At 67.0% G+C, this 13,227-nt stretch carries 14 protein-coding genes; 12 read left to right on the plus strand and 2 right to left on the minus strand.

Annotated elements, in window-relative coordinates; genetic code table 11:
* Positions 1-456: 456 nt before the first annotated feature.
* The 4 genes from PVW46_RS16850 (at position 457) to PVW46_RS16865 (ending at position 2,773) form a co-directional block, all read left to right on the plus strand.
* Entirely contained in the window at positions 457-1,218 is a 762-nt protein-coding gene (locus PVW46_RS16850; RefSeq protein WP_069210750.1) for a potassium channel family protein, read from the plus strand.
* Between the two features lie 44 nt (positions 1,219-1,262).
* A complete protein-coding gene (locus PVW46_RS16855; RefSeq protein ID WP_083242430.1) occupies positions 1,263-1,697 on the plus strand; it encodes a GNAT family N-acetyltransferase in 435 nt (144 codons plus the stop codon).
* Between the two features lie 75 nt (positions 1,698-1,772).
* A complete protein-coding gene (locus PVW46_RS16860; protein ID WP_043146049.1) occupies positions 1,773-2,480 on the plus strand; it encodes an NYN domain-containing protein in 708 nt (235 codons plus the stop codon).
* Between the two features lie 110 nt (positions 2,481-2,590).
* Positions 2,591-2,773, plus strand: a complete 183-nt coding sequence (locus PVW46_RS16865; RefSeq protein ID WP_043146046.1) for a hypothetical protein — start codon at positions 2,591-2,593, stop codon at positions 2,771-2,773.
* Positions 2,774-2,798: 25 nt separating this feature from the next.
* Here the strand turns inward: PVW46_RS16865 and PVW46_RS16870 are convergent, their stop codons facing one another.
* Positions 2,799-3,734: an AEC family transporter gene (locus PVW46_RS16870; protein ID WP_069210748.1), complete on the minus strand. Its 936-nt coding sequence runs from the start codon at positions 3,732-3,734 to the stop codon at positions 2,799-2,801.
* 139 nt (positions 3,735-3,873) lie between these two features.
* Here PVW46_RS16870 and PVW46_RS16875 point away from each other — a divergent pair, with 139 nt between their 5' ends.
* From PVW46_RS16875 to PVW46_RS16900, 6 genes are all read left to right on the plus strand, one after another.
* The gene (locus PVW46_RS16875; protein WP_274576769.1) at positions 3,874-4,812 is read left to right on the plus strand and encodes a fatty acid desaturase family protein; all 939 of its coding nucleotides are present in this window, start codon (positions 3,874-3,876) and stop codon (positions 4,810-4,812) included.
* A gap of 31 nt (positions 4,813-4,843) precedes the next feature.
* Entirely contained in the window at positions 4,844-5,710 is an 867-nt protein-coding gene (locus tag PVW46_RS16880) for a CPBP family intramembrane glutamic endopeptidase (RefSeq protein ID WP_232786376.1), read from the plus strand.
* 137 nt (positions 5,711-5,847) lie between these two features.
* Positions 5,848-6,789, plus strand: coding sequence for an acetyl-CoA carboxylase, carboxyltransferase subunit beta (gene accD, locus PVW46_RS16885; protein ID WP_043146039.1), 942 nt, complete (start codon positions 5,848-5,850; stop codon positions 6,787-6,789).
* A gap of 28 nt (positions 6,790-6,817) precedes the next feature.
* Complete coding sequence (locus PVW46_RS16890; protein WP_069210746.1) at positions 6,818-8,101, plus strand: bifunctional folylpolyglutamate synthase/dihydrofolate synthase; 1,284 nt, start codon at positions 6,818-6,820, stop codon at positions 8,099-8,101.
* 202 nt (positions 8,102-8,303) lie between these two features.
* Positions 8,304-8,921, plus strand: coding sequence for a rhodanese-like domain-containing protein (locus PVW46_RS16895; protein ID WP_274576776.1), 618 nt, complete (start codon positions 8,304-8,306; stop codon positions 8,919-8,921).
* 28 nt (positions 8,922-8,949) lie between these two features.
* Positions 8,950-9,864, plus strand: a complete 915-nt coding sequence (locus PVW46_RS16900; RefSeq protein ID WP_069210744.1) for a LysM peptidoglycan-binding domain-containing protein — start codon at positions 8,950-8,952, stop codon at positions 9,862-9,864.
* Positions 9,865-9,950: 86 nt separating this feature from the next.
* On the opposite strand, the gene zapE is transcribed toward PVW46_RS16900, so the two are convergent.
* Positions 9,951-11,006, minus strand: a complete 1,056-nt coding sequence (gene zapE, locus PVW46_RS16905) for a cell division protein ZapE (RefSeq protein WP_069210743.1) — start codon at positions 11,004-11,006, stop codon at positions 9,951-9,953.
* A gap of 69 nt (positions 11,007-11,075) precedes the next feature.
* On the opposite strand from zapE, the gene PVW46_RS16910 reads away from it, so the two are divergent.
* Both PVW46_RS16910 and PVW46_RS16915 read left to right on the plus strand, forming a co-directional pair.
* Positions 11,076-11,831 carry a leucine-rich repeat domain-containing protein gene (locus PVW46_RS16910; protein ID WP_139132382.1) on the plus strand — a complete coding sequence of 252 codons (756 nt, stop codon included), beginning with the start codon at positions 11,076-11,078 and terminating at the stop codon, positions 11,829-11,831.
* A gap of 90 nt (positions 11,832-11,921) precedes the next feature.
* Positions 11,922-13,163, plus strand: coding sequence for an MFS transporter (locus PVW46_RS16915; protein WP_043146031.1), 1,242 nt, complete (start codon positions 11,922-11,924; stop codon positions 13,161-13,163).
* Positions 13,164-13,227: the final 64 nt, after the last annotated feature.

The following is a 13,227-nucleotide window of genomic DNA, read 5'->3' on the forward strand; positions in this document are numbered from 1 at the left end:
GATCGAGATCGACCCGATGATCACGCACACGCTGACGCTGGACGAGATCAACAAGGGGTTCGACCTGATGCACGCGGGTGAATCGATCCGGTCGGTCGTCGTCTACTGATCTGGGCGGCGGGGTGAACCCCGCCCTGCGATTCCGGAAACGCCGGTCCTTGAGGGGCCGGCGTTTTCGTTTGGGGGGACCTCCTGCGCGGAAACACGGCCGAAGGCCGCCGCGCATCGCCGGGCCGCCCCCACGGCCCGGCGATTGTTCGACGTCAGCGCTCGGCTTTGAACGCCTTCGGACATGGCAGCCATAAACCGAGGGATTCCAAGCGCTGGATCGCCGCGCCGCGGCCCGGCGATGCGCGGCTCGGGAACGTATCGCGACGCTCTGCTCCATTTGGTCCGCCATCTTTCCCTTCCCGGAAAACCGTCCTACCCTGCCCCGAGACCAGCAAAGGACGGCCCATGCGCAACAAGATCCGCGAGCTCTATGTCGGTGAGAGCGACCGGGCGCACAGGTTCCGCTACGCGCTGTTGTTCTTTGACATCGGCACCATCCTCTTCGTGATCGCCACCTCGTTCACCCAACACGGCCCCTTCGTCGAGGCGGTGGACGCGGTGTTCGGCGTCATCATCCTGGCGGAGTTCAGCGCGCGGTTCTGGATCTCGACCAACCGGGTGCGACTGATGACGCGGCTGGTGACGATTGCCGATCTCATCGCCATCGTCTCTTTCCTGGCGCCGCTGGCGGGTGAGGGGCTGGGATTCCTGCGGGTGATGCGGACGCTGCGGCTGTTGCACACCTACCACCTGTCGGCGCAGCTGAAGCGCGACTTTGCCTATTTCCGCCGCAACGAGGACGTGGTGCTGGCGGTGCTGAACCTGGGCGTCTTCATCTTCATCATGACGGGGCTGGTCTATGCCACGCAGTATACCTTCAACCCGCAAATCCAGAATTATGCCGACGCGCTCTATTTCACCGTCACGGCGCTGACGACCACCGGGTTCGGGGACATCACGTTGCAGGGTCAGGTGGGGCGGCTGATCTCGGTCGTCGTGATGATCTTTGGCGTCACCCTGTTCCTGCGTCTGGTGCAGGTGCTAATCCGCCCCAACAAGGTGCGCGAGGAATGCGAACAATGCGGGTTGGTGCTGCATGACGCGGACGCGGTGCATTGCAAGCACTGCGGCGCGGTGATCCATATCAGGACGGAGGGGCAGGCGTGATCATACGCGAGGCCGTCGAGGCGGACCGCGCGGCGGTCTGGACCATGCTGGAGCCGGTGTTCCGCGCCGGCGACACCTATGCCATCGACCCCGACATCCCGCGCGACGCGGCGCTGGACTACTGGTTCGGGCCGGAACGGCATGTCCTTGTCGCCGAAGATGCGGGCGAATTGCTGGGCACCTATTACATGGTGCGCAACCAGAAGGGCGGCGGCAGCCATGTCTGCAACTGCGGTTACGTCACCGCCCCGGCGGCGCAGGGGCGCGGCGTGGCGCGGGCGATGCTGGCGCATTCGCTGGACATGGCGCCGCGGCTGGGGTTCCGCGCGATGCAGTACAATTTCGTGGTCTCGACGAACACGCGCGCGGTGGCGACCTGGCAGCGCGCGGGGTTCGAGGTGGTGGGGCGCCTGCCGGGCGCCTTCCTGCATCCCGATCAGGGATATGTGGACGCGCTGGTGATGTACCGGATGTTGTGAGGGCCGGGTGGCTGCGGCGCGCGATTGCTGTCACACTGCACCCGGATGGCCCTACCGGGGCGAAAAGGAGGCTCAATGGCCGACAATACACTTTTGGCGGTGCTCATCGACGCCGACAACACTTCGCCGAAATACACCAAGGCGATCTTTGACGAGATCGCGATCCTGGGCGAGGCCAGCGTGCGGCGGTGCTACGGCGATTTCTCCAGCCAGCAGATGGCGGGCTGGAACAAGGTGCAGGCGGATTTCGGCATCGTGCCGCATCACTCGCCGGCCAATACCGTGGGCAAGAACGCCAGCGACATCGCACTGGTGATCGACGCGATGGACCTGATGCACACGGGCCGTTTCGACGGGTTCGTGCTGGTCAGTTCGGACAGCGATTTCACGCGGCTGGCCAGCCGCATCCGCGAGCAGGGGCTGGATGTCTACGGCATGGGCATGCAGAAGACGCCGGACGCCTTCCGCAAGGCCTGCAAGCGCTTCATCTTTCTCGAGAACCTGGATTCGGCGCCCGAGAAGGCCTCGGGCGGGAAGCCCAAGGCCAAGACCGACCTGACGCAGGCGCGCGACCTGATCTTCAAGGCGATGGAATCCATCGACCAGGACGACGAGTGGTATCGCCTGGGGGACATTGGCCAGGTCATCACCGCCGCCAACCCGGATTTCGACACCCGCAGTTACGGCAAGCGCAAGCTGTCGGACCTGGTCGCGGAACTGAAGGTTTTCGAGACCAAGCGCAGCACCAGCGGCAACCAGCTTTTGCTGCGCCGGGTCGACTGAGCGGGACCGCAGGGAACCCCAAGCCCGCCTCGTGCGTTGATCCTGACGCCGCCCCGGAGGTGATCCGGGCGGCGTGTCTTATCGTCAGGACATCAGAGGAGGATGGACTCATGGATGCGATCAAGGCGACGGAAATCGCACATGCCCTGTACCGGGCGCATGGCGGCAAGGCCGAGGCGGAAGCCGCACAGCGGGAACGGCAGTCCCGCGATGACGGCAACGAGCGCGAGGCAGAGAACTGGCGCGCGATCCGGGGCAGCATCCGCCAGATGCGCGGCGCCAACCAGAGCTGACCGGCGGATGCCTCTCAGCGCCGTGTCAGGGCCACCAGCTGGTGACCGTGGCGATAATCGCGCTGACCGTGACGATGCTGGCGGTGGTGGAAATCAGGATCGAGGCCGAGACGCGCTGCGGCGCGATGCCGTAGTGCTGTGCCAGGATAAAGACGTTGCCCGCCACCGGCAGCGCGGCGGCAGAGACCGCCACCGAGGCGCGGTAGGCGTCGACCGGGAAGAAGACGTAGACCCCCAGCGCCACGAAGAGCGGATGCAGCACCAGCTTGGCAAAGCTCAGCCAGGCGGCGATCTGGATACGCTCGGCGGATTTCGACGCCAGAGAGGCGCCGATGGCAAAGAGCGCGCCGGGCGTGGCGGCATTGCCCAGGGTGGTCAGGAAACTGTTGGCCGCCTCGGGCACCGGCAAACCGCTGGCCGAGACCATCAGGCCCAGCCCGATGGAGACGATCATCGGGTTTTTCAGCAGGCCCAGAAGCAGTTTCCACAGGATGCCCAGCCCCATGTGCCCCTCGCGCGCGCCGGTCACCAGCAATGTCAGCAACGAGGAAAAGACGATCAGGTCGATGGAGAGGATCAGGATGATCGGGCCCACGGCCTCTTGCCCCAAAAGCAGCGCCAGCATCGGCACGCCCAGGAAGCCGGTGTTGCCGATGGCCGCGCATTGCGCCTCGATCGAGGCGGTGGGCACGTCCAGCCCGCGCAGGAAGGCCACCGCCATGCCCAGCCCCCAGGTGACGGCGGTGCCCCAGAGATAGGCGCTGGCCAGGCGCGGCTCGAAGATCTCGTCAAAGCGCAGGTTGGCGGAAAAGCGGAAGAGCATCGCCGAGAGCGCGAAGAAGAAGACGAACTTGGTCAGCGCGGCGCTGGCCTCTTCCGAGAAGAACCGCGATTTCGCGGCGCCATAGCCCAGCCCGATCAGGCCGAAGAAGGGCAGTGTCTTGAGGAAGATGTCCAGCATGTCGTTGCTGTAGCACGGGGGGCGGCGGGGTCAACGGCGATGGGCCTGTCCCGGCATTCGTGGCCGGGCCACCGTGCTGCCGCCGCGTCAGGGGCGCGCGCCGTTGACAGCCATGCCCCTCGCCCCGGATCATGAGGACATGACACCGGGAAAGGCCTTTTTGACCACGGAGGAGATTCGCAGCCTCTCGGCCCGTTCCGACCTTTGGGGCGCGGTGCTGCTGTTGCATTGCTGGGCTCTGATCCTTGGCGCGCTGGGGGTGTTCCTGTGGTGGCCCAATGCGCTGACCTTCGTGCTCGCGGTCATGGTGATCGGGTCGCGGCAGCTGGGGTTGGCGATCCTGATGCATGAGGCGGCGCATAATGCGCTGTTCAAGTCGCGGAAACTGAACGAGTTTGCCGGTGTCTGGCTTTGCGGGGCGCCGATCCTGGCGGACCTGGCCAGCTACCGGCACTATCACCTGATGCACCATCGCCACACGCAGACCGAGAAGGACCCGGACCTGCGGCTGTCGAAACCCTTTCCGACCACCCGCGCCTCGCTGCGGCGCAAGCTGATCCGGGACATCACCGGGCAGACGGGGATCAAGCAGCGGGCGGCACAGGTGATGTTCGCGCTGCGGCTGGTGGGCGAGACCGAGGGCGTCAGCAGCCAGGACCTGGCGCAGGCCTTTCACGGGCCGGTGTTGACCCGGGCGCTGGTGGCGAACGGGGTGCTCTTTGCGGTGTTCTGGGCGCTGGGCGGCTGGTGGCTGTGGGTCGCGCTGTGGCTCTTGCCGCTGCTCACATGGTTCCAGATGGTGCTGCGTATTCGCAATATCGCCGAACATGGCGCGGTCGAGTTCTCGGAGGATCCGCTGCGCAACACGCGCACCACCCTGGCCGGCCCGCTGGAGCGGCTGTTCCTGGCGCCCTACTGGGTGAATTACCATCTCGAACACCACCTGGTGATGCATGTGCCCGCGCATAACCTGCCGCGCCTGCACGCAATGCTGCGGGACAAGGGGGTGACGGGGCGGATGATGCTGGCGGAGGGCTATGCGCAGGTGTTGCGCGCGGCCTCGGCCCGGACGGCCTGACCGGGGTATGGGCTACAGGCGGCACCAGTTCATGACCCTGCCGGCCGAGGGCCGCGCCGAGCTGTGGCGGCTGGCTGTCGGGCTGGTGCTGATCGTGGTGATCTGGTTCGCCCTTGCGCGCGGCGTGATCGCGGTGCTGGGCAGCCTGATGGCGGATGACGCCTACCTGACCTTGCTGGACAACCTGCAGAGCGGCGACACCCCCGGCAGCCTGACCCTTGTGCTGTTGCTGAGCGGGGCGCTGTGGATCGCCGCGATGGCGGTGGCCGAAATCCTGCACAAGCGGCCGGGGCGCAGCCTGCTGGGCCCCTGGCCGCTGTTCTGGCGCGATTTCCTGCGGGTGACATGGGCGGTGGCGCTGCTGAACGCCGCGCTGTTGCTGTTGCCGCCCTGGGACTTCCACGCGTCGACGGTGCCGGGCCTGCCCGCGAACACCTGGATGCTGTTCCTGCCGACGACCCTGGTGGCCGTGCTGATCCAGACCGGCGCCGAAGAGGTCTTTTTTCGCGGTTATTTCCAGTCGCAGTTGGCGGCGCGGGTCCGGCATCCGTTGATCTGGCTGGGCTTGCCTTCCGTGGTTTTCGGCTTTGGCCACTACCTGCCGGGGGTCTATGGTGGCAATGCGGCGCTGATCGCGGCCTGGAGCGCGCTGTTCGGGCTGGCGGCGGCGGACCTGACGGCGCGGGCAGGCAACCTTGGTCCGGCGATCGGGCTACATTTCGTAAACAACTTCATGGCCTTCGCGGTGACCTCGATGCAGGGGGACATGTCGGGCCTGGCGTTGCGGCAGATGCCCTTTGGGCCTGGCGACGAGGCGGCGGTGGCGGCGGTCTTGCCGCTGGACCTGGCGCTGATCGGGGTCAGCTGGCTGGCGGCACGGGTGGCGCTGCGGCTGTAGCGGGCGGCGGGGTGAACCCCGCCCTACGCCCGTGGCAGGGGTTTGCCTGCGCGGGCGGGGCCGCTGGCTTTGGCTGATTGCAATTCCGGGGCGGCTTGCCTATTTCTCGCCCATCCTGGAACCGGCGCGAGCACTTCATGAACTGGATCACCAATTACGTCCGCCCCCGGATCAACTCGATCTTTTCGCGCCGCGAGGTGCCGGAGAACCTGTGGTCCAAGTGTGACGGCTGTGGCACGATGCTGTTCCACCGCGAGATCAGCGACAACCTGAACGTCTGCACCAACTGCGGACATCATATGCACATCACGCCGCGCGACCGATTCCTGGCTCTGTTCGACGGCGGCGTGTTCACCGAGGTCGCGGTGCCGGAACCGCTGGCCGACCCGCTGCATTTCCGCGACCAGAAACGATACCCTGACCGGATGAAGGCCGCCCAGAAGGCCACCGGCGAAAGGGAGGCCATGCTGGTGGCCGCCGGAGAGATCGGCCGCACGCCCATCGTGGCCGCCGCGCAGGACTTCAGCTTCATGGCGGGGTCGATGGGGATGTATGTCGGCAACGCCATCATCGCCGCCGCGCAGGAGGCGGTAAAGCTGGGCCGCCCGCTGGTGCTGTTTTCCGCCGCCGGGGGCGCGCGGATGCAGGAAGGCATCCTGAGCCTGATGCAGATGCCGCGCACCACGGTCGCGGTGCAGATGCTGCGCGAGGCGGGGCTGCCCTACATCGTCGTGCTGACCCATCCGACGACCGGCGGCGTGACCGCATCCTATGCGATGCTGGGTGACGTGCAGATTGCCGAGCCGAACGCGCTGATCTGTTTTGCCGGGCCGCGGGTGATCGAGCAGACGATCCGCGAAAAGCTGCCCGAGGGGTTCCAGCGCGCGGAATACCTGCTGGAACACGGGATGCTGGACCGGGTGACGGACCGCCGCAAGATGCGCGAAGAGCTGATCGTTATCACCCGCATGCTGATGAAGATGCCGCCGGCGACCTGGGGCGACCTGCCCGCACCCGGCCCGGACGATCTGAAGCCCGCCGCCGAGCCGAACGCGGCACTGGACGATTCCGCGGAGTGATCTCCGCCTTTCGATAGGTTCTTCCAAGATGACCGTAGCCGCGCCTGGGTCCGACCAGTTGCTGCAGCGCATGATGACGCTGCATCCCAAGATCATCGACCTGACGCTTGACCGGGTCTGGCAGCTGCTGGAGGCCCTGGGCCACCCGGAGGAAAAGCTGCCGCCGGTGATCCACCTGGCGGGCACCAATGGCAAGGGATCGACCCAGGCCATGATCCGCGCCGGGATCGAGGCGGCGGGGCAGACCTGCCACGCCTATACCTCGCCGCATTTGGCGCGGTTCCACGAACGCATCCGCCTGCGCGGCGAGCTGATTTCCGAACAGGCCCTGACCGAGGTTCTGGATGAATGCGTGAGTGCCAATGGCGGCGCGTCGATCACCTATTTCGAGATCACGACCTGCGCCGCCATCCTGGCGATGAGCCGGGTTCCGGCGGATTACGTCCTGCTGGAAACCGGGCTGGGCGGGCGGCTTGACGCAACCAACGTGGTGGCGCGTCCGGCGGCGACGGTGATAACTCCGATCTCGATGGACCATGAACAGTACCTTGGCGACACGCTGGCGCGGATCGCGGGGGAAAAGGCCGGGATCATCAAGCGCGGCGTGCCCTGCGTGGTCGGCCCGCAACCGGACGAGGCGCTGGAGGTGATCGAGGCGCGGGCCGAGGCGCTGGGCGCGCCCTTGCTGGCGCAGGGGCAGCACTGGCACGCCTGGGAAGAGCGCGGACGGCTGGTGTTCCAGGACGAGAACGGCCTGCTGGACCTGCCAATGCCGGCGCTGCCGGGCGCCCACCAGATCGAGAATGCGGGCGCGGCGCTGGCGGTGCTGCGGCTCCTTGGGCTGGGCGAGGCGGCTTTTGAAGGCGCCATGACCCAGGCGACCTGGCCCGCGCGGATGCAACGGCTGCGGCAGGGGCCGCTGGCCGAGATGGCGCCCGAGGCGGAGTTGTGGCTGGATGGCGGGCACAACCCGGCGGCGGGCAAGGCGCTGGCGGCGCACCTGGGCGGTCTGCCCGAACGTCCGACCCACCTGATCTGCGGGATGCTGAACACCAAGGATGCACGCGGCTTCCTGACCCCGCTGGCGGCGGTGGCGGACAGCCTGACGGCGGTGAACATCCCCGGCGAGGCCAACACCCTGTCCGCCGAGGACACCGCCCGCATGGCCGGGGACTCGGGCCACCGGGCCTTGATGGCCGAGGACGTGGGCGCGGCCCTGCGGGCCATCGTGGCAGAGACGCCGGACGCAAGGGTGCTGATCTGCGGATCGCTGTACCTGGCCGGTTCCGTCCTGCGCGACGGGATGAGCTGACGCGGCGGCATGTGCCGCCACGGATCACGCCGAATCAGGTTCTTGATTCGGCTTGATTTCCCCAGAAAGTTGTAGGCCGCGAATCACTTTGTCTTGACTGATTCGCAGCGCTTTGCCTATATTTGCCCAAGCTGCCACGCCGAAACACACGGGGATGACGTGTTTCGCCGTATCTTGGGGACAATTCGAAATGCTGCACAAAATGCGCCGCGCATTTGCGCTCGGACTCTGTCTGCTTGCCGCGCCCGCCCTTGCCCAGGACGTCAAGATCACGCCGGACGCGGCCTATCGGTCGATCTGGGTCAACGGCGAGAACATCGTGATCGAGCGCATCCAGGATACCTCGCACCGGCTGGAAACCGAATTCACCAAGACCTCGCGGCCCTGTCCCCCGTTCTGCATCCACCCGATTTCCGCCGGCAAGGGCGTGACCACCGTGGGCGAGATCGAGGTGCTGGATTTCCTGGAAACCAAGGTGTCCAAGGGGTCGGGCCTGCTGATCGACAGCCGGTTGCCGGAATGGTTCGCCAAGGGCACGATCCCGGGGGCGGTCAACGTGCCCTTTTCGACGCTGGAGCCGAAAAACCCCTATCGTGACCAGATCCTGGAGGCGCTGGGCGCCCGCAGGCTGGGCAGCCGCTGGGATTTCTCGGATGCGCTGGACCTGCTGATGTTCTGCAACGGGCCGTGGTGCGACCAGAGCCCGCGCGCGATCCGCAACCTGACCGACGCGGGCTATCCGCCCGAGAAGATCCAGTATTACCGCGGCGGGATGCAGCTGTGGCTGCTCCTGGGCCTGACCGTCAAGGTTCCGGCCTGATGGCCGCGCAAGGGGGAGGGGGCGGCAGATGATCCGGATCATCCTGTTCAGCATCGCGTTCGTGGCCGTGACCGCCGCCCTGATCGTGTTCCAGCCGGGGGCCGCGCATATCCGTGACCGGATGGCGGCAGAGCCGGACATGGTGACACGCGCCGCGACGGCGCCGGATCCGTTGCCGCGCGCTCTGGCCCGGTCGGTCGAGGCGCCGCAGGCGGCGGCCCCGGCTCCGTCGGCGGATGTGACGGCAGTCCTCTCCGCCCTGGTGCGCGAGGCGCAGAAGCCGGCGGGCACGGCCCCGGCTCCGACACCGCAACCGAACCCGGCGCTGGCGATTGCCGCGGCGGTCAAGGCCTCGCAGGCGCCGGCGGGTGATCCGGCGTTCACGACCGCGCTCTTGTCCGAACTGGGCAAGGCCCCGGCGACGGGTGCCGAGGGGGACGCGCTGATGGCCATGACGCAGGACGTGTTGGCCAACCTGACCGGCGGTGCCAAGGGCGCCGGTGCGCCGGACTCCGGCGATCTGCAGACGCTGGTGGTGCAGGCCCTGCGGCAGGGGCAATCGGATGCCTACCTGGACGCGCTGCTGAACGAGGCGCGTGACAGTGGCCGGATCGCGGTGCCCGAGGCGCTGATCACCTCGGACGGCAAGGTGGACACGACGACCCTGCTGGCGACCCTGGTGCAACGCTCGGTGGGGGCGACCAAGGTTCCGGCGGACAGCGGGCTGGCGGGGGTCGAGTCGGAGGTGACGCGGCCCCGTGCCCGTTCCCTTGCCCGGGCCGAGGTCTATACGGTGCAGCCGGGCGACAGCCTGGCGGCGATTTCCTACCGCTTTTACGGCGACACGATGCAGTACACGGTGATCTACGACGCCAACCGCGACAAGATCACCACTCCGGACAAGATCCGGGTGGGCCAGCAACTGACCATCCCGGTTTTGTGACCAAGAAGACTACAGGCAAGCAACGAGCATAAGACTGGGGCCGGTTCTGCCGGCCCCATTTTTTTGCGCCCTTGGGGGGACCTCTGTCAGGTGGACCATTCGGCGGCCTGCATCTCGCGCAGGCGGCTGGCGGTGCGTTCGAACTCGAAACTGCCCTCGCCTTCGACATAGAGCATTTCTGGCTGCGCGGCGGCAGAGGCGATCAGCTTGACCCGCGCCTCGTAGAGCGTGTCGATCAAGGTGACGAAACGCTTGGCCTCGTTGAAGTTGCGGCGCGACAGTTGCGGGATGTTCTCGATGATCAGGACCCGCACGCTTTCGGCCAGCTTGAGATAGTCGGCGGGGCCCAGCATCCGGCCGCAAAGGTCAAAGAAGGAGGCCCGCGCGACACCGTTGTGATAGCGCGGCAGTTCCACCTCGCGGCCCTTGACGTGCAGGGTCAGGGTTTCCTCAAGTCCGTGGGTCAGCTCTTCCCAGAGGGCGTCGATCTGGCTGCGGGCCTCGGCATTGGCGGGGGTGAAAAAGACCTGTGCGCCGGCCAGCCGGTCCTGCCGGTGGTCGCGGTCCGAGGCCAGCTCGCGCACCACCATGCGCTCCTTGAGGAAGGCGATGAAGGGCAGGAACAACTGCCGGTTCAGGCCGTCCTTGTAGAGATCGTCCGGCAAGCGGTTCGAGGTGGTGACGACGGTTGTGCCGCCGTCGAACAGCGCCTCGAACAGGCGGCCCACGATCATCGCGTCGGCGATGTCGGTGATCTGCATCTCGTCAAAGGCCAGCACGCGCACCTTGTCGCTGATGTCCTTGGCGACGGGCTTGATCGGGTCCTCGGCGCCCTGGCTGCGCAGGGCGTGAATCGCGGCCTGGACCTCTTGCATGAAGGCGTGGAAATGCACCCGGCGCGCGGGCACGTCCAGCGTGTCGACAAAGAGATCCATCAGCATGGACTTGCCCCGGCCGACGCCGCCCCAGAGGTACAGGCCCTGCGGCGCCTCGATGGTCTTGCGGAAAAAGCCGCGCTTGACCGGCTGCGCCAGATCGGTGCGCAGCCGTTCCAGTTCGGGCAGGACGGCGGTCTGCGCCTCGTCCGGCTTGATCTTTCCCGACGCGACGCGGGATTGGTAGACGTCTGTGACAGTGGCCATGCCCTCGCATAGCCAATGCGCGGGGCCTTGTGTAGAGGCGCCGTGCAGCTTGCGGGGGGACAGGGCGGCGTGGCAGGGTCGCTCGGTGGCGGTGACAGGGGGACGCGGATGGAGGACGAGGAACGGCTGGCGGATGAGCTGCGCGAGGTGCTGCAGCACGTCAAGATGAACCGCCGCGACGGCCTGTCCTTTCTCAACCTCTCGAACCCCTGGTTCCTGGCAGAGCTGCCCGACTGGCTGGGTCGGCTGGACTGGATCACCTGGCTGGACCTGGAAGGCACGCGTATCACCGACCTGGCGCCGCTGGCCCGCCTGACCCGGATGGAGAAGCTGGACCTGCGGGGCACGCCGGTCACGGACCTGTCGCCGCTGTCGGGCATGACCCACCTGCGCAACCTGTTCCTGGAGGGAACGGAGGTCGTGGAGCTGTCGCCCCTGGCGGGCCTTGGGCGGTTGCAAGAACTGTGGCTGGACGGCACCGCCGTCACCGACCTGACGCCCCTTGCGCGGTGCCGAGGGCTGCGCCAGCTGTCGATCCGGCGCACCGGGGTGACGGACCTGTCGCCGCTGAAGGGGCTGCCGGAGCTGGCGGTGCTGGATCTCACCGGATCGCAGGTGCAGGACCTGCGCCCGGTCCTGGGCCTGCCGGCGCTCTGCGAAGGCGAGGGCGAGGTGGGCATTTCCTTCGAGGAGACGCCTGCCGCCCTGCGTGACCGGGCACTGGCACGGATCGCAGAGACCGAGGACCCGGAGGTGCGGGCCAGCGACCTTGTCGATCACCTGACCGGCGGCGCACGGCTGACCGGCTGGCGCGGCGACGCATAAGGAATTCTGAACCGAACCATCACGCATTCGAGTTTGACGCCGGGCGTCGAACGGGCGACTTCTCGGCGCCCGTGTTCCGGAGGTTTCATCATGTCGTCCCGTGCCCCGCTTTTCACCCCGGTCCTGATCGTCGGCTGCATCATCATCCTTGTCAGCTTTGCCGTTCGGGCCAGTTTCGGGGTCTTCCAGATCCCTATCGCCGAGGAATTCGGCTGGGCCCGGGCCGAGTTCAGCCTGGCCATCGCGATCCAGAACCTGGCCTGGGGCATCGGCCAGCCGCTGTTCGGCGCCTTTGCCGAGCGGCTGGGCGACCGGGTGGCCATCATCCTGGGCGCGGTGATGTACGCCATCGGTCTGGTGCTGTCGGGCCTGTCGAACGATCCGTTTTCGCTGCAGGCGCTGGAGGTGCTGGTGGGCTTCGGTATCGCGGGCACCGGCTTCGGCGTGATCCTGGCGGTGGTGGGCCGGGCGTCCAGCGCCGAGAACCGGTCGATGTCGCTGGCGATTGCCACGGCGGCGGGCAGCGCCGGGCAGGTGGTTGGCGCGCCGGTGGCCGAGGCGCTGCTGGGGTTGATGGCCTGGCAGATGGTGTTTTTCGTCTTCGCCGGCGCGATCCTGGCGGTGCTGCTGACCCTGCCCCTGATGCGGGCGCCGGCGGCCTCGAAAACCGAGATCGAGGAAAGCATGGGCGTGATTCTGCGTCGGGCGTTCCGCGATCCCTCTTTCTCGCTGATCTTCATCGGGTTCTTTTCCTGCGGCTACCAGCTGGCCTTCATCACGGCGCATTTCCCGGCGCTGGTGACGGAGATGTGCGGGCCGATCGCCGTGGGCGGCACGCTGCATTCGCTGGGGGTGACGACGACCTCTGCGCTGGGGGCGGCCTCGATCGCGCTGATCGGACTGTTCAACATCGCCGGGACGTTGACGGCGGGCTGGCTGGGCAATCTCTTTCCCCGCAAGTACCTGCTGGCGCTGATCTATACCGCGCGCACGGTGGTCGCCGCGGCCTTTATCCTGATGCCGATCACCCCGGGCAGCGTGCTGGTCTTTTCGGCGGTGATGGGCTCGCTCTGGCTGGCGACGGTGCCGCTGACCTCTGGCCTGGTCGCGCATCTTTACGGGCTGCGCTACATGGGCACGCTGTATGGTGTTGTCTTCTTCAGCCACCAGGTCGGCGGGTTCCTGGGGGTCTGGCTGGGCGGGCGGCTGTATGACGCGACCGGGGATTACACGATGGTCTGGTGGATCGGCGTGGGCGTCGGTGCGCTGAGCGCGCTGGTGCACCTGCCGATCCGGGAAAACCGGGCGTTGCCAGTGCCTGTGACGGCCTGAGGACAAGGGGGGCGCTGCCCCCCGGCTCTGCGAGCCTCCCCCGGAGGTATTTTCGGCCCAAAGA

This window comes from Mameliella sp. AT18, assembly GCF_028807275.1.
GTDB classification, from domain to species: domain Bacteria; phylum Pseudomonadota; class Alphaproteobacteria; order Rhodobacterales; family Rhodobacteraceae; genus Antarctobacter; species Antarctobacter albus.

Bases quoted from the DNA above. Each gene is read 5' to 3' on its own strand.
- PVW46_RS16890 (WP_069210746.1), top strand. From the start codon at position 6,818: ATGACCGTAGCCGCGCCTGGGTCCGACCAGTTGCTGCAGCGCATGATG.
- PVW46_RS16875 (WP_274576769.1), top strand. From the start codon at position 3,874: ATGACACCGGGAAAGGCCTTTTTGACCACGGAGGAGATTCGCAGCCTC.
- PVW46_RS16855 (WP_083242430.1), top strand. From the start codon at position 1,263: ATGCTGGAGCCGGTGTTCCGCGCCGGCGACACCTATGCCATCGACCCC.
- zapE (WP_069210743.1), bottom strand. From the start codon at position 11,006: ATGGCCACTGTCACAGACGTCTACCAATCCCGCGTCGCGTCGGGAAAG.
- PVW46_RS16850 (WP_069210750.1), top strand. From the start codon at position 457: ATGCGCAACAAGATCCGCGAGCTCTATGTCGGTGAGAGCGACCGGGCG.
- PVW46_RS16860 (WP_043146049.1), top strand. From the start codon at position 1,773: ATGGCCGACAATACACTTTTGGCGGTGCTCATCGACGCCGACAACACT.
- PVW46_RS16895 (WP_274576776.1), top strand. From the start codon at position 8,304: ATGCGCCGCGCATTTGCGCTCGGACTCTGTCTGCTTGCCGCGCCCGCC.
- accD (WP_043146039.1), top strand. From the start codon at position 5,848: ATGAACTGGATCACCAATTACGTCCGCCCCCGGATCAACTCGATCTTT.
- PVW46_RS16915 (WP_043146031.1), top strand. From the start codon at position 11,922: ATGTCGTCCCGTGCCCCGCTTTTCACCCCGGTCCTGATCGTCGGCTGC.
- PVW46_RS16880 (WP_232786376.1), top strand. From the start codon at position 4,844: ATGACCCTGCCGGCCGAGGGCCGCGCCGAGCTGTGGCGGCTGGCTGTC.
- PVW46_RS16870 (WP_069210748.1), bottom strand. From the start codon at position 3,734: ATGCTGGACATCTTCCTCAAGACACTGCCCTTCTTCGGCCTGATCGGG.
- PVW46_RS16865 (WP_043146046.1), top strand. From the start codon at position 2,591: ATGGATGCGATCAAGGCGACGGAAATCGCACATGCCCTGTACCGGGCG.
- PVW46_RS16900 (WP_069210744.1), top strand. From the start codon at position 8,950: ATGATCCGGATCATCCTGTTCAGCATCGCGTTCGTGGCCGTGACCGCC.